Source organism: Shewanella psychropiezotolerans, from assembly GCF_007197555.1.
Taxonomy (GTDB): domain Bacteria; phylum Pseudomonadota; class Gammaproteobacteria; order Enterobacterales; family Shewanellaceae; genus Shewanella; species Shewanella psychropiezotolerans.
In genome coordinates, this window is the sequence record NZ_CP041614.1 from 1919387 (window position 1) to 1935041 (window position 15655).

Sequence of the window (15655 nt, forward strand, 5' to 3'; positions counted from 1 at the left end):
AAGAAGTAGGAATAATGATGAAAAGCATCAATACACTTATCAAGGAAATTAATGAACTTGAATCTCAATTAGATCAAAAAGATCTTCTACTCACATGGGAGCAAACTCCTGCTGAGTTAGAGCGTGTACTTAAGACTGCGAAAGTCCTTAAAACCATGCGCGATGAAAACATTGCCACTAACGTATTTAACAATGGCTTGGGTATCTCACTATTTAGAGATAACTCCACTCGTACTCGTTTCTCATACGCATCAGCAATCAACATGTTAGGCCTGGCTCAACAAGACCTCGATGAAGGTAAGTCTCAAATTGCTCACGGCGAAACAGTGCGTGAGACAGCCAACATGATCTCATTTTGTGCTGACGCCATCGGCATTCGTGATGATATGTATTTAGGTGCGGGTAACGCTTACATGCGTGAAGTGGGTGAAGCACTGGATGAAGGTGTGGAAAAAGGCGTGTTACCAAGCCGTCCGGCACTGATTAACCTTCAATGTGATATTGACCACCCAACACAGTCAATGGCCGATCTTGCATGGCTTGAAGAGCACTTCGGTGACCTTAAAGAACTTAAAGGCAAGAAGATTGCTATGACTTGGGCTTATTCTCCAAGCTACGGTAAGCCCCTTTCTGTACCTCAGGGCATCATAGGCTTGATGACTCGTTTCGGTATGGACGTGACGCTAGCTCACCCAGAAGGTTACGATTTAATTCCTGAAGTCGTTGAGCAAGCGAAGAAGAACGCTAAAGCCTCAGGCGGTAGCTTCACACAGGTCGATACCATGGCCGAAGCGTTCGAAGGTGCTGACATCGTTTACCCTAAATCTTGGGCTCCATATCAGGTCATGGGCAAGCGTACCGAGCTGTTACGTGCCAATGACCAAGAGGGCCTAAAAGCGCTAGAGCAAGCGTGTCTTGCACAAAATGCAAAGCATAAAGATTGGCATTGTACCGAAGAGATGATGACTAAGACTAAAGATGGCGAAGCATTATACATGCACTGTCTACCTGCCGATATCTCAGGGGTGTCTTGCAAAGAGGGTGAAGTTGAAGAGTCAGTATTTGAAAAGTACCGTATCGCGACTTACAAAGAAGCAAGCTGGAAGCCATATATCATAGCCTCAATGATCCTAAACCGTAAGTTTTCCGAGCCAGGAAAAATACTAAAAGAGTTACTAACAGATGCTAAAAAGCGCGTTAAGTAATTAACTCTTGCTGATTCATTTACACATTCTTGGGGCAAAGCTCTGCCCCTCTATCTGTTTTCACCTATGAGGTATGCCCGTGTCTACATTCTCACTCAATATGGAGATAGCTGATAACCGTCATTACAATGGTCAACTGTCTTCACTTTTCACTGCGGCGGAAGCTAAGAAAGCCCTCGCTTTCCATAGCGGTATCGAAGGCTATCAGTCAACACCACTTCAATCTCTCGATTGCTTAGCCAAAGAGTTTGGTTTAGGTAAAATTTTAGTTAAAGACGAGGCGCACCGCTTCGATCTTAATGCCTTCAAAATGCTCGGCGGCGCCTATGCTATCGCGCGTCTGTTATGCGATGAATTCAAGCTTGATATTAATGCGTTTGACTTCGATAAACTGAAAAATGATATCACCGAAAAGATGACCTTTGCGACGGCTACCGATGGTAACCATGGTCGTGGTGTGGCTTGGGCTGCTAACAAGCTAGGTCAGAACGCCGTCGTTTACATGCCAAAAGGCGCAGCTGTCGAGCGAGTTAACAGCATCAAGTCTCTAGGGGCCGAGTGTATTGTTACCGACATGAACTATGACGATACCGTTCGACTAGCCATCAAGACTGCAGCACAGAACAACTGGAAAGTGGTTCAGGATACGGCGTGGGAAGGTTACCAAGAGATCCCAACTTGGATCATGCAAGGTTATACCACGTTAGCCCTTGAAGCCGTTGAGCAGATGGCAGAGCAAAACGTGAAAGCACCAACCCATGTGTTTCTACAGGCGGGTGTTGGCGCATTAGCCGGTGGTGTCTTAGGTTATCTGGCTTCTATTTATGGCCCGGACAAATTGCACTCAGTGGTCATTGAGCCAGAGACTGCAGACTGTATCTATCGCTCTGGCATCAGTGCTAATGGCGAGATGGTCAATGTCGATGGATCTCTTGACACCATCATGGTGGGTCTGGCTTGCGGTGAGCCCAACCCAATCGGCTGGCCAGTGCTACGTGACTGTGCGACACAATTTGTTTCGTGTGATGACGCCGTAGCTGCACTTGGTATGCGTGTATTCGGTAATCCACTGGGCACAGACCCTCGTGTAGTTTCTGGAGAGTCGGGTGCCGTTGGTCTTGGACTTCTCGCCGCGATTCATTTCCATAAAGACAAAGCTGATTTGATGCAGAAGATGGGTCTTAACAAAGACTCAGTCGTGCTGTTAATCAACACCGAGGGCGATACCGACCCGCTTAACTACCGTGACATCGTTTGGGGCGGCAAGTACCCAACTATGGCGTGATTTTTCAATAGACACAGCCTAGTGTCGTCATCAATGACTGAGCTGTATTTTTAGTAATCGAGAAAAGCTGGATGTGATGACCACCATCCAAGCTTGGAGAAATATTATGACAATTCCATTCAATGAAGTACTAGTAAAAGCAGAAGAATACAAAGCTGATATGACTAAGTTCCTTCGTGACATGATCGCTATTCCTAGTGAGAGCTGTGACGAAGAGAAAGTGGTTTTACGTATTAAAGAAGAGATGGAAAAAGTTGGTTTTGACAAAGTTGAAATCGATCCTATGGGTAACATTCTGGGGTACATAGGTCATGGTCCACATTTAATCGCCATGGATGCACACATAGATACTGTGGGTGTGGGTAACCTTGATAACTGGACTTTCGATCCTTACATCGGCATGGAAGATGACGAAATTATCGGTGGTCGTGGTACTTCAGACCAAGAAGGCGGCATGGCTTCTATGGTTTACGCAGGTAAGATCATCAAAGACCTCGGTCTTGAAGGTGAGTACACGCTACTCGTTACTGGTACCGTTCAGGAAGAAGATTGTGACGGCCTGTGCTGGCAGTACATTATCGAACAGAGCAAGATCCGTCCTGAGTTTGTCGTCTCTACCGAGCCTACAGATTGCCAGATCTACCGCGGTCAACGTGGTCGTATGGAAATCCGTATCGACGTTCCAGGAGTCAGCTGTCACGGCTCTGCTCCAGAGCGTGGCGACAACGCAATCTTCAAGATGGGTCACATCTTAGGTGAAGTTGAAGCGCTAGCGCAAAACCTAGGCGATGATGACTTCTTAGGTAAAGGCACGTTAACGGTATCAGAGATCTTCTATACATCTCCCAGCCGTTGTGCTGTTGCCGATAGCTGTGCTGTTTCTATCGACCGTCGCTTAACTTGGGGTGAGACTTGGGAAGGCGCACTAGAAGAAATTCGTGCTCTACCTGCAGTTCAGAAGGCTAAAGGCGTTGTCTCTATGTACGAGTACGACCGTCCTTCTTACACGGGTCTTGTTTACCCCACTGAGTGTTACTTCCCAACTTGGAAGATCGATAGCGAGCATGTTGCTACTAAGGCTCTCGAGTCTTCATTCGAGTTGTTATTTGATAAGAAGCCAGTCGTTGATAAGTGGACCTTCTCAACTAACGGTGTCTCTATCATGGGTCGTCATGGTATTCCCGTTATCGGTTTCGGTCCGGGTAAAGAGCCTGAAGCTCATGCACCAAACGAGAAGACCTGGAAAGCTCATCTTGTGACGTGTGCGGCTATGTACGCCGTGATCCCAATGATGTACCTAGATCAGCTTAAGAAGTAATTAATCAAGACACTTTAAGGGCGACTGCATCGCCCTTAAAGTGTCATTTATACCAAGCCTTTTATTTTCTGTACTTTCTCTTTTTTTCTTTTTTCTTTTTCTTGGGAGCGGTTTCGATGACATCAACAGCGATACTGATCATTAATGGCACGCTTGTCGATGCCCATGGTCAGTCCAAAAAACAGCTGCTACTTATCGATGGTAAGATAGCCAAAGTGAGTGAGACCATCACTGACACCCCGGCTGAGACCAAGATTATCGATGCACAAGGCCTCTACGTTATGCCTGGTGGGATCGATGTTCATACCCACTTCAACATAGATGTAGGCATTAGCCGCAGCATAGATGACTTTTACACAGGTACCCGTTCAGCGGCCTGTGGCGGCACCACTATGATCATAGATCATATGGGTTTTGGGCCTAAAGGTTGTTCATTAGGGCACCAGCTCGCCGTGTATAAAGAGTACGCTCAAGATAAGGCGGTGATCGATTATAGCTTTCATGGCGTTATCCAGCATGTAGATGAGCAAGTGCTTGCTGATATGCAAACCATGGTTGAAAAAGAGGGCATCTCTAGTTTCAAACTCTACCTCACCTATGGTTATAAGCTTGATGACGACAGTACCCTTAAAGCCATGGCGCGTCTCAATGAGCTAAATGCACTCACAACGGTTCATCCAGAAAATGATGCCGCCATAGCACAGCGTCGTGCTCAGCTAATTAAAGCGGGCAAAATTGCCCCCAAATACCATGCCGTCAGTCGTCCACTGGAATGTGAAGCGGAAGCGATTGCCCGCACGATCAACCTTGCTAGCCTCTCTGGTAACGCGCCCCTGTATATCGTCCATCTCTCTAACGGCCTAGGCCTGGACTATATCCGCTTAGCCAGGAAGAACCAGCAAGCTGTTTGGGCGGAAACTTGTCCGCAGTACCTGTTGCTGGACGATAGCCTCTATGAAAATGAAGATGCCGTTAAATATGTGATGAGCCCGCCTCTTAGGCCTAAAGCCGAACTTGAAAAGCTTTGGTTGGGGCTAGAGGATGGCAGCATAGACACGGTCGCTACCGATCACTGTTCATTTACTTACCACGACCAGAAGCACAAGGGAGTCGATGACTTCACCGCTTGCCCTAATGGCATGCCGGGTGTAGAGACCCGTATGCCACTCCTCTTCTCCGAAGGGGTGTCTAAAGGCAGGATATCTCCTGAAAAATTTGTCGAGGTAACCAGTTTTAAACCTGCAAAACTATTCGGCCTTTACCCACAAAAAGGCTGCCTTCTGGAAGGTTCGGATGCGGATATTGTGTTATTCGATCCTGAACTTAAGGTCAATATCAGTCATGACAGATTACATGACAATACTGACTACACCCCTTATGAATCACATGCTGTTACTGGATGGCCAGTCATGACCATCAGTCGTGGAGAAGTCGTTGCAAATCATGGTGAGTTTCTAGGGAAAGCCGGTGCAGGGCATTTCGTGCACCGCAAGCCGTTCGATAAAAACAACATCTAATTCATCATTTTATCCACAATTAACTCGCGATGGCTTCAGAGTCATCTCTTTCAGAACCGCGGGTTAATGAGTCGGAGAGTCAAGGAATATTTATGAAACCTATCGCTGTAGTTGCCCTAGGAGGCAACGCATTACTACGCCGTGGTGATGCACCAACTTATGCTAACCAATTAGCCAATATAAAGATTGCTGCCGCAGCCATCGCCGAAATCGCTAAAGATTATCGCGTCGCTATCGTACACGGTAACGGCCCACAAGTTGGCCTGTTAGCGCTACAGAACTTAGCTTATACCAAGGTATCTCCCTATCCATTAGATGTGTTGGGCGCCGAGACTGAAGGCATGATTGGCTATATGTTGGCTCAAGAAGTTCAAAATTTAATGCCAGATCGCGAAGTGTCTACTCTGCTGACGCGCATCGAAGTGGATGCTAATGATAAGAGCATGCTAGATCCGACTAAGTTTGTTGGCCCGGTATATAACGAAGATGAAGCCGGTGTTTTAGCTGAAGCTAATAACTGGATCATGAAGCGTGATGGTGAATTTATCCGTCGTGTGGTGCCTTCACCTAAGCCGATCAATATTCTGGATAAGCATGCTATCGATACTCTGCTAGCTGCTGACGAAGTGGTGATCTGCTGTGGTGGTGGCGGTATTCCAGTGTGTAAGTCTGATCTCGGTTATGTGGGTGTAGAAGGTGTTATCGATAAAGACTTATCGGCGACACTACTTGCTAAGCAGTTGAACGCAGAGAAGTTACTTATTCTTACCGATGCCGATGCTGTCTATCTCGACTGGGGTACTGAAAACCAACGTGCCCTGCGCAATGCAACGCCTGCTGAATTAAGCCAGTATGATTTCCCAGCTGGTTCCATGGGGCCCAAAGTTGAAGCCGTAAGTGACTTCGCCGCGTTTGGCGGCAAGGCTTATATCGGTGCTCTGGAGCATGGACTCGATGTACTAGCTGAACGCTCAGGAACCTGCGTGAGTAATTAATCACTGTAGAGCACAGGGGGATTTCCTTGTGCTAGCACAAGCTTAAACATAGATTGCGCCACGCATACATTCAGCTTAGGTGCATTATATGATCCATATTAAGGCAGTAAAAATATGAGACATACTTCCAAAGATATGACGCTACCACCAGATCTGACTACAAAGAAAGGCTCTGGCGCGGTGCGTAGTAAGTTTCCCATCTATGCGAACTCACTTCCTCCTTGTAATCATGCCTGCCCGACAGGCAGTAATATTCAAGAGTGGCTGAGTCTCGCTCAAGAAGAAGAGTATGAAGCCGCATTTCAGGCGTTGATCAAGAATAATCCCATGCCAGCCATTCATGGCCGCGTCTGTTATCACCCTTGTGAGAGTGCGTGTAACCGTAATGATGTCGACCAATCAGTGAGTATTCACGCGGTGGAGCGTTATCTGGGCGATCAAGCCATAGCGCATAAATGGCCTGTGCGTTTCGAGGCCAAACCGAGTGGTAAGCGAGTACTTATTATCGGTGCCGGCCCCAGTGGTCTGGCAACGGCTTATCATCTGAAGCGCAAGGGCCATGATGTCGAGATCCGTGATAGTGCCCCCATGGCTGGTGGCATGATGCATTTTGGTATTCCCGCCTATCGTTTACCGCGCAAAGTATTAGATCAAGAGATCCAACGCATCCAAGATATGGGCATTAAGATTGTGCTCAATACTAAGGTCGAGTCTATCTTAGCCGAGAAGGTGAGTGGCCAGTTCGATGCGGTATTCCTCGCCATTGGTGCTCACATTGGCCGCGGTGTAGACATCCCCAATGCCGATCCTGAAAAGGTGACCGATGCGGTCTCTTACTTAAGAGATGTCGAGCTAGGCAAGGCACCCAAGCTGGGTAACGTCGTGGTGGTTTATGGCGGTGGTAACACGGCCATGGATGCGGCGCGTACCGCTAAACGTTTTGGCGCCCAGGTTAAAGTGGTCTACCGTCGAGACCGGGCTAATATGCCTGCCCATGATTTTGAATGTGTCGAAGCCATGGAAGAGGGGGTCGAGTTTCATTGGCAGCGCACTATCAATCAGATAGATGGTCAGCAATTTACCCTAGAGAAGATGGCGATCAATGCAGAGGGTAAGCCTCAACCAACAGGCGAGTTCGAGACGCTGCAAGCCGACTCGTTAATTCTGGCTCTAGGTCAGAATATCGATACCAAGCTCACTAAGGCCATTCCGGATGTTGAGCATAAGTGGGATGGCAGTGTTGTGGTTAACGACAACATGATGACAGGCTATAAAGGCTTGTTCGCCGGTGGTGATATGGTGCCTTGCGATCGCACTGTCACCATCGCGGTCGGCCATGGAAAGAAAGCAGCGGCTAATATCGATGCCTTCCTCCAAGGGCGCATCTTTACTAAGGTCGAAAAAACGCCCCTCATCAAGCTAGATAAATTGCACCTTTGGTATAAAACCGATGCAGAGCAAAGTGAGCAACCCGCCACAGATCCTGTCGAACGTCGCACTAATTTTGACGAAGTGCTCGGCGGATTAACCGAGCAAGAGGCCCTTTATGAGGCCCAGCGTTGTTACTCCTGTGGTAACTGTTTCGAGTGTAATGGCTGCTTAGCAGCCTGTCCTCATGGAGCGATCACTTACTTAGGCAAAGGTAAAGGCTATAAGATTGATTATGACAAGTGTACCGGTTGTCACGCTTGCTATTCCCAATGTCCATGTCATGCCATAGAGATGGTAGCGGCCGAGCAGGCTTAGGAGCAAGATATGAAAACAACAGAATTAAACTCAGTCACGGCTTCGATGCACACCTGTGATGGTAATGAGGCCGCGGCCCATATCGCCTATCGTGTCAGTGAAGTATGTGCCATCTATCCCATTACGCCATCTTCGACCATGGCGGAGCTCGCAGAGGAGTGGGCGGCTAAAGATATTCGTAATATCTGGCAAGGGATCCCACTTATCGCCTCGATGCAGAGCGAAGGTGGCGCAGCTGGTACCGTGCATGGCTCACTGCAAAGTGGCGCACTGACTACCACATTTACGGCTTCTCAAGGCTTACTCTTGATGTTGCCGAACATGTATAAAATTGCCGGTGAGCTCACCGCGACGGTATTTCATGTTGCCGCGCGTTCATTGGCGGCCCAGGGGTTATCTATCTTTGGTGATCATCAGGATGTGATGGCAGCCAGAGGCACAGGCTTCGCGCTATTAGCATCTTCTTCGGTGCAAGAATCCCACGATATGGCGATGGTGGCTCACGCCGCCACGTTAGATGCGCGGATCCCTTTCATGCACTTCTTCGATGGCTTCAGAACCTCCCACGAAGTGAATAAGATTGCGCTTATTAGTGATAGCGATATTCGCACTATGATCGATGATAAACTTGTCAGAGCCCATAGAGAGCGAGGTCTGAGCCCAAATAAGCCCTTTATTAGAGGTACCGCGCAAAATCCTGATGTCTATTTCCAGGGGCGTGAAACCGTGACAGCGTTTTACAATAAGACGCCTGAAATCGTGCAGGCTTGCATGGATAAGCTCGGTGATATCACCGGCCGTTACTATAAACTGATAGAGTTTTATGGTGATGAAGCCGCAGAGCGGGTGATCATCGCCATGGGCTCAGGTATCGAGACCGTTAAAGAGACAGTCGACGCCTTAAACCGGGCGGGTGAAAAAGTGGGTCTATTACAGGTGAGACTGTACCGTCCATTGAGTGCTGAATATCTGTTTGCGGCCTTACCAAAGACGGTTAACAAGATAGCCGTGCTTGATAGAACCAAAGAGCCAGGTGCTAACGGCGACCCTCTTTATCAAGATATCTTAACTTCTCTGGTCGACAGTTATAGTGAGCAAGATAATCTGTCGCAGATGCCTATGCTAGTGGCGGGACGCTATGGTCTGTCTAGCAAAGAATTTACCCCAGCTATGGTTAGCGCTGTGTTTGATAACTTAGCTAAGGACAAGCCAAAGAAACATTTCACCTTAGGTATTATTGATGATGTTTGCCATTCTCACCTCGAGTTTGATGCCAGTTATGACATAGAGTCAAAGGATGTGGTGCGGGCTATTTTCTATGGTCTAGGCGCCGACGGCACCGTAGGTGCGAATAAAAATACCATCAAGATCATAGGTGAAGATCCTGATTATTTCGCCCAGGGCTATTTCGTCTATGATTCGAAAAAGTCAGGCTCACAAACCGAGTCACACCTGCGATTTGGTAACCATGCCATTAACAGCCCTTACCTTATTCAATCGGCCAACTTCATAGCCTGTCATCAGGCGACCTTCGTCGATACAACCGATATGTTAGCTAAGGCGACAGAAAACGCCGTGTTTCTGCTTAATACCCAAGCCAGTGCCGACAAAGTGTGGGATACACTACCCGCCAAGATGCAGTCTCAATTGATTGAGAAAAAGATGAGCATGCATGTGATCGATGCCTACAAGGTGGGGGAAGATACAGGCATGGGCAAGCGCATTAACACCATAATGCAGACGTGTTTCTTTGCCCTTTCTGGGGTGTTAGAAAAAGACGTCGCCATCGATAAGATCAAAAAGTCCATCGTTAAAACCTATACCCATAAAGGGCCTAAGGTCATTGAGAAAAACTTCGCCGCAGTGGATCACACCTTAGCCCACCTCGAAGAGGTGAAGATACCCGCATCAGTCACCGCCAAAGTGATTGATAGACCCATAGTTGATGAAAAAGCCCCTGATTTTGTCAAACAAGTTACCGCTAAGATGATGGCAGGTAAGGGCGATCTCATCCCTGTGTCTATGCTACCTGTAGATGGTACCTACCCATCGGGCACGACCCAGTGGGAGAAGCGCGATATCGCCCTGCAGATCCCTGTGTGGGAAGAGACAGCCTGTATCCAATGTGGTAACTGCTCAATCGTCTGTCCTCATGGGGCGATACGCGCCAAGTTCTATGACAAGTCTCTGCTTAACAAGGCGCCGGATGGCTTCAAGTCTCATACCATTACCGCTCGCGGTTTCCCCGATACCCGTTACACCTTGCAGGTCTATGCACAAGATTGTACCGGTTGCACCTTGTGTGTCGATGCTTGTCCTATGGTGATACAAGAGGCAACAGATACAAGTCCTGAGGTTAAAGCCATCAATATGCAGCCTAAAGGGCCGTATATGGAACAAGCTAAGAAAGATCTCGATTTCTTTACCTCAATCCCCTACAACGACAGATCACGAGTGGATTTCTCACATGTTCGTGGCGCTCAGTTCCTGCAGCCTCTGTTCGAGTTCTCGGGTGCTTGCTCTGGTTGTGGTGAAACACCTTACCTTAAGCTAGTGTCTCAGCTCTTTGGTGACCGCTTAATGATCGCCAATGCGACAGGTTGCTCATCTATCTATGGCGGTAACTTACCCACCACACCTTGGGCTAAGAATGATGCCGGCCGTGGTCCTGCTTGGGCTAACTCACTGTTTGAAGATAACGCCGAGTTTGGCTTTGGTTTCCGTTTAGCGGCCATTAAGCAACAAGAGATGGCTAAGCAGTTATTGGTTCGTATCAGTCAAGACCCGCAAGGGGATCTCAGGCCTGAACTCATCGATAAGCTACTCAATTGCGAACAAGCATCTGAGTCTGATATACAGGCGCAGATTAAACGCGTCGACGAGCTGAAACTTGAGCTTGAGAAGCATGGAACGGAAGATGCGCTTAATCTTATCTCGGTTGCCGATCAGCTGATCCGTCGTTCAATCTGGATAATAGGCGGTGATGGTTGGGCTTACGATATTGGCTCTAGTGGTTTAGATCATGTGTTAGCCAGCGGTGCTGATGTCAATGTGTTGGTGATGGATACCGAAGTGTATTCTAACACCGGCGGTCAAATGTCTAAATCGACGCCTCTGGGCGCCGTGGCTAAATTCGCTGCAGCGGGTAAGCAGACCACCAAGAAAGATGTGGCGATGCAAGCTATCTCCTATAACAACGTCTACGTTGCTCGTATTGCCCTAGGTGGCGATCCACAGCAGACACTGTTGGCCATGCGAGAAGCAGAAGCCTACAAAGGACCCTCGATCATCATCGCTTACAGTCACTGCATTGCCCATGGTATCGACATGGAAAAAGGGCTACGCCAGCAGCAGTTAGCGGTTAAGTCGGGTCACTGGCCATTGTTTAGGTACAACCCGCAATTGCGTGAGGTAGGAGAGAATCCATTCTCACTCGATTCACTGAGACCCAGCATCTCCTTGAAGGAGTATCGCTCCCATGAGGCTAGATTCAATATGCTGACACGCAGTGATCCTGATTTAGCCGAGTCACTAACAAACCGGGCCCAGCATGTTCTGGAGCGTCGATGGAAACTCTATGAGGAGATAGCGTCACGCCCAGGAGGTGCGGTTGCGGCTCATGTGGAAGTCGATGTTGAGGATATCCATTAATCGTTAGAGTGGACTTAATCCTATGGAGGTGACGACCGCGCCTCCAATTTTTTATTCGTTCATTTATACCATTCCGAGTAAGTATCTGAACTGACCAGATACTTATATGGAATGGTATTAGGTGTCATCGACAAGAGGTGACACCTTTATCATCCCACTCTTATAGCCATCCCTATTTTATACCCATGGCTATTGAGTCGCTCCAAGCTCGTTCATCACACTATTCACTATTCACTATTCACTATTCACTATTCACTATTCACTATTCACTATTCACTATTCAATCAAGAGAACACCCAGCAGGTTTGCCGTTGGCTTGTTCAATACTCGCGCATCAGACCAATCAAACACTAAAAAGGGAGCCTGCTGGCTCCCTAAGGTTGAATCTCTTGTGCTTAACTCTTGCCTAGCTCTTGCTTTAAGCTTGCCTGTTGCTCAAGTTAAACTATGGTTCGCTAAATCTTTGGCTCCGTCGTTATATGCTGCGCATATCTAAGTGTAGCAATGCCTCCAGCACACTGCCGCCGATGGCACGGGCTTTATCGGATACGCTCAGGTGATCGGCTTTATCTCCCCTTGGGTCGATATCACCAATCTTAAGACCTTGGTGAACCTCTAGCCCCTCATTAAGCAGGCCCCTGACCTTGCCGGACATGGGCGCTATGACGGGGGTGTCGTTCACTTGGGCGATAAGCTCGCCCTCTTTGACTATGTCGCCCAAGCTGACATGGCAGCGCATGGTGCCGGCTTCGGGGGCTCTTAATACCCTTTGGTGGGTGTAACCGCCGATGTTGCCGGGAATACCGGTATTAGGGGCTGTTTCACCTTGATATATGATGCGGCCTAAATGATGGCCACGATTAGTTTCGATAACGGCATCGCAGTCCACCCCAGCCATAAAGCCTGGACCGAGTGCTACTGTGTGTGGCGCCAGTGCTTTTGTGGTGCCTAAATTGCGCTTAGCCAGAATGGCATCGACCACAAAATTTGGCTGTAACTTGGCGGCAGTTTTACACTCTTCATCGACCAATACAGGGATCATACCCTTATCGATGAGCTTAAAGATCGAATTATAAGAGTTGGCCTTTTGGGCGGTGATCCCCTCGACTGTGGCTGTGTCATCGAATAGGCACTGGGCAAAGGAGACGGAGCGACGGATAACCTCAGGTTTAGCAATATCTGTCATCACGACTTTAAAGCCGACATTGTGCAGACGTATGGCAACCCCGGTGGCGATATCACCGGCGCCGCGGATCAGTACTAAACGTTTGCGGTTGATGCGGGGATCGTCTTTCATCAGGCCACCGGCGGCACCATTTTTGACCTTCAATATCTCGCCCATGATGCTGACGGCGAGCTCTTCCGGCGTCTCAGCCCCTATGCTAAAGCCGATAGGAGAGTAGACGGCTTGGACTCGCTCATCACTTATGCCAATATTTTTCAGGTGACTAAACAGGGTCTGTAACTTACGTTTACTGGCTAACAGGCCGATATATTTGGTTTCTTGTTTGATAATTTTAGTGATCGCGTCTTTATCTTCATGGTTTGAGGCGATAACCAGATAAGTTTGATCTGTGATAGTGAGCTTATCGATGGCCTGTTCCATGGTTTCAGCAAAGACCTGCTTGCAGCCTCGTGGGAAGTTCTCCTCGGCTAAGCTGTCGGCATAGGTATCGACGACAGTAATGTCGAAACCTAAGACATGGGCGGCCTGAGCCACGGCTTGGTTGACGTGGCCCGCACCGATAAGAATTAAGGGGGCTTTTAATCCAAATACATCGATATGTATCGACATAGTGCCGCCACAATCCATGTCCATGGAATCGGGGCCGGTGCGGGTCATACGGCCTTTTACCACTCTGGGATCTCTTTGCTGGATAGCCTCGATGGCTTGTTCGATAACATAGCGCTCAATCATGCCGCCACCTATGGTACCTAGTGTGGTGCCGTCGGCTTTAATTATCATTTGTCCTTGATGTCTGGGAGCCGAGCCTGATGTTTCGAGGATATTAGCCAGGGCGAAAGGGATATTGAGTTCTTCTAATTCAGCAGCATGAGCAAAAATATTCATAAATTTGACCTTGTACGAAAGGAGGCGGCTAATTCATCCGTCCTCGTCACTCATAGTGATTGACCTTTTAGTCATCACCTCTTTTATGGGTATAGATGCTTGCATGTTCGCTAAGCAGATGACGTCGAGCTGCATCTCCTGCCTGAGTAGAGCCATTGCGAGTGCTTTCACTGCTATATAGTTAGGTGAAAGTTCGACCTTATTAATGATCCAGACTCGCTTTGCTCTGTTGGGAGCGTGTTTAAACATGCCGTCTTCGTGGGCTATTAGCCTACCCAAAACCTGTTGATCCAGAATCTCGCTAGTCTTGCATTGGGTGATATGTTGAAAATCAGTCCAACGATGGATCTGTCTAGGATCGATTTTCTGGTTAATCACTTCGCAACCGGTGACCGCAATCACAGTATCAACAGAGGAAGGAATGCAAGGCTCATGCCCAGAAGGGGCTTTAATCGGTAAGTGTTTTGCGCCGTCGGCTTCTATGATGATTAGATCGAATAATGCCGCGGATTTTAGCTTATCCAACATGGCGAACGATATGCCGGTAACTTTGTTTTTTTCTTTGTTTTCAGGGTGTTCAATAATGTCTTGATAGCAGAAGCAGATGTTTGCTGTCGGCCATGATGAAGGAGTATAGTGCCTTGTCTGTGAAGGCGCTGACTCGGTCGTATCGCCGCAGCCGGGAGAGACTGTTGTAAAAATAAACGCTCGAGGGGCTGCTTGGCTAGCTGAGCTATCATGGCTATCAATTTGATAGCTTAAATTCTCAGCGTCTATGATAGTATCGAACTGGTCCGATTTGGGCAGGTACATCTTAGTGGTTGTGGTGATTAAGACCGTTAATCCTCGGGCTTTAGCCTGGCGGGCAAGCACAAAGGCTGTGGTGCTTTTACCGCCGCCGCCGACGAGGGCCAGCAGTTGGGTCGATGCATGATCTTGATTATAAATAGCGTCGAATAACATCATAAACTTATCCAGGAGAATACCAGCATGCCATTGATTCCAGAGCCTGTTTACCAGAACATCGATTGCGTGATGCCTGCCGCGGGTTTGTCATCGCGTATGGGTGACTGGAAGATGATGCTAGCATATCGCCATCATACAATTCTTGATCAAAGTATTGAAAATGCGCTGAGTTTTTGCTCTCGAGTCATCTTAGTTGCAGGCCATAGGGGTCAGGAACTGCTTGAGCGATATCGTGATCGCCCTAATGTCTTGGTGGTGATCAATGAGCAGTTTACCCAAGGCATGTTTACTTCTATTCAGGTTGGAGTGGCTCAGGTTAACAGTGAGTACTTCTTTATCGCTCACGGTGATATGCCCAATATAGGCGCAGATGTGTTTCGCGCTATGTGGCAACTAAGAGGCGAATCTAGCCTGTTTCCGGGAGATACTGAACATAGTGGTCATCCTGTGTTGCTGCCTTCCTCCTTAGCTTTGGCAATCATAGCGGCGCCGGCTGGCAGTAAAATGAAGTCCATCCTCAACAGGAAAACCGTGACTTATATGGGGCTGACTACGCCTGTGATCCATCAGGATGTCGATACCCCAGAGGCTTATCAAGCCTTGATAAATGCCCTATAACGTTTAAATAAATGCTCTGATGTGATCCTTACCCTAGATGATTTTCTCGATGACTTATCAGGCCTTGATAAATGTCCTATGACGTTAAAATAAATGCTCTGATGTGACCCTGATCTTAAATAACTTATCAAATTGATAGAGAAGATCACTCGGTGGAGATCATCTCCTATCTCGCTGAGCTACAAAGCTCTGTTTCTGCTTGTTTTATCACCTCGTTAGCTTGCCATCTCAGATGAAAATACAATATTTGCTGCTCAATCTTGACCAAGATCACGATTTTTTT

Annotated in this window: 10 protein-coding genes; 8 read left to right on the forward strand and 2 right to left on the reverse strand. The window is 47.9% G+C overall.

The annotated features are described in order from the left end of the window. The first annotated feature begins 14 nt into the window (after nucleotides 1–14). From ygeW to nifJ, 7 genes are all read left to right on the forward strand, one after another. On the forward strand, nucleotides 15–1205 hold the full coding sequence (ygeW, locus tag FM037_RS08545; RefSeq protein ID WP_185976984.1) for a knotted carbamoyltransferase YgeW: 1191 nt from the start codon (nucleotides 15–17) through the stop codon (nucleotides 1203–1205). A gap of 73 nt (nucleotides 1206–1278) precedes the next feature. Then, a complete protein-coding gene (gene dpaL / locus FM037_RS08550) occupies nucleotides 1279–2490 on the forward strand; it encodes a diaminopropionate ammonia-lyase (protein ID WP_221937487.1) in 1212 nt (403 codons plus the stop codon). 106 nt (nucleotides 2491–2596) lie between these two features. After that, nucleotides 2597–3808 carry a YgeY family selenium metabolism-linked hydrolase gene (locus FM037_RS08555; protein ID WP_144045650.1) on the forward strand — a complete coding sequence of 404 codons (1212 nt, stop codon included), beginning with the start codon at nucleotides 2597–2599 and terminating at the stop codon, nucleotides 3806–3808. Nucleotides 3809–3924: 116 nt separating this feature from the next. Continuing rightward, entirely contained in the window at nucleotides 3925–5325 is a 1401-nt protein-coding gene (gene hydA, locus FM037_RS08560) for a dihydropyrimidinase (RefSeq protein ID WP_144045651.1), read from the forward strand. Nucleotides 5326–5417: 92 nt separating this feature from the next. Further along, a complete protein-coding gene (gene arcC / locus FM037_RS08565; protein ID WP_144045652.1) occupies nucleotides 5418–6320 on the forward strand; it encodes a carbamate kinase in 903 nt (300 codons plus the stop codon). A 114-nt stretch (nucleotides 6321–6434) separates the two neighbouring features. Further along, the gene (locus FM037_RS08570; RefSeq protein ID WP_144045653.1) at nucleotides 6435–8066 is read left to right on the forward strand and encodes an NAD(P)-binding protein; all 1632 of its coding nucleotides are present in this window, start codon (nucleotides 6435–6437) and stop codon (nucleotides 8064–8066) included. Between the two features lie 9 nt (nucleotides 8067–8075). After that, on the forward strand, nucleotides 8076–11717 hold the full coding sequence (gene nifJ / locus FM037_RS08575; protein ID WP_144045654.1) for a pyruvate:ferredoxin (flavodoxin) oxidoreductase: 3642 nt from the start codon (nucleotides 8076–8078) through the stop codon (nucleotides 11715–11717). 475 nt (nucleotides 11718–12192) lie between these two features. Here nifJ and yqeB read toward each other — a convergent pair whose 3' ends face one another. Both yqeB and yqeC read right to left on the reverse strand, forming a co-directional pair. Continuing rightward, nucleotides 12193–13788, reverse strand: coding sequence for a selenium-dependent molybdenum cofactor biosynthesis protein YqeB (gene yqeB, locus FM037_RS08580; protein WP_144045655.1), 1596 nt, complete (start codon nucleotides 13786–13788; stop codon nucleotides 12193–12195). Nucleotides 13789–13821: 33 nt separating this feature from the next. Then, nucleotides 13822–14754 (reverse strand): selenium cofactor biosynthesis protein YqeC, encoded by a 933-nt coding sequence (gene yqeC, locus FM037_RS08585; RefSeq protein WP_144045656.1) that lies wholly within the window; start codon nucleotides 14752–14754, stop codon nucleotides 13822–13824. Nucleotides 14755–14778: 24 nt separating this feature from the next. Between yqeC and FM037_RS08590 the strand changes: the two genes are divergently transcribed. Continuing rightward, complete coding sequence (locus FM037_RS08590) at nucleotides 14779–15372, forward strand: NTP transferase domain-containing protein (protein ID WP_144045657.1); 594 nt, start codon at nucleotides 14779–14781, stop codon at nucleotides 15370–15372. Nucleotides 15373–15655: the final 283 nt, after the last annotated feature.

Coding starts and splice junctions, on each gene's coding strand:
- ygeW (WP_185976984.1), top strand. CDS start 15: ATGATGAAAAGCATCAATACACTTATCAAGGAAATTAATGAACTTGAA.
- dpaL (WP_221937487.1), top strand. CDS start 1,279: ATGCCCGTGTCTACATTCTCACTCAATATGGAGATAGCTGATAACCGT.
- FM037_RS08555 (WP_144045650.1), top strand. CDS start 2,597: ATGACAATTCCATTCAATGAAGTACTAGTAAAAGCAGAAGAATACAAA.
- hydA (WP_144045651.1), top strand. CDS start 3,925: ATGACATCAACAGCGATACTGATCATTAATGGCACGCTTGTCGATGCC.
- arcC (WP_144045652.1), top strand. CDS start 5,418: ATGAAACCTATCGCTGTAGTTGCCCTAGGAGGCAACGCATTACTACGC.
- FM037_RS08570 (WP_144045653.1), top strand. CDS start 6,435: ATGAGACATACTTCCAAAGATATGACGCTACCACCAGATCTGACTACA.
- nifJ (WP_144045654.1), top strand. CDS start 8,076: ATGAAAACAACAGAATTAAACTCAGTCACGGCTTCGATGCACACCTGT.
- yqeB (WP_144045655.1), bottom strand. CDS start 13,788: ATGAATATTTTTGCTCATGCTGCTGAATTAGAAGAACTCAATATCCCT.
- yqeC (WP_144045656.1), bottom strand. CDS start 14,754: ATGATGTTATTCGACGCTATTTATAATCAAGATCATGCATCGACCCAA.
- FM037_RS08590 (WP_144045657.1), top strand. CDS start 14,779: ATGCCATTGATTCCAGAGCCTGTTTACCAGAACATCGATTGCGTGATG.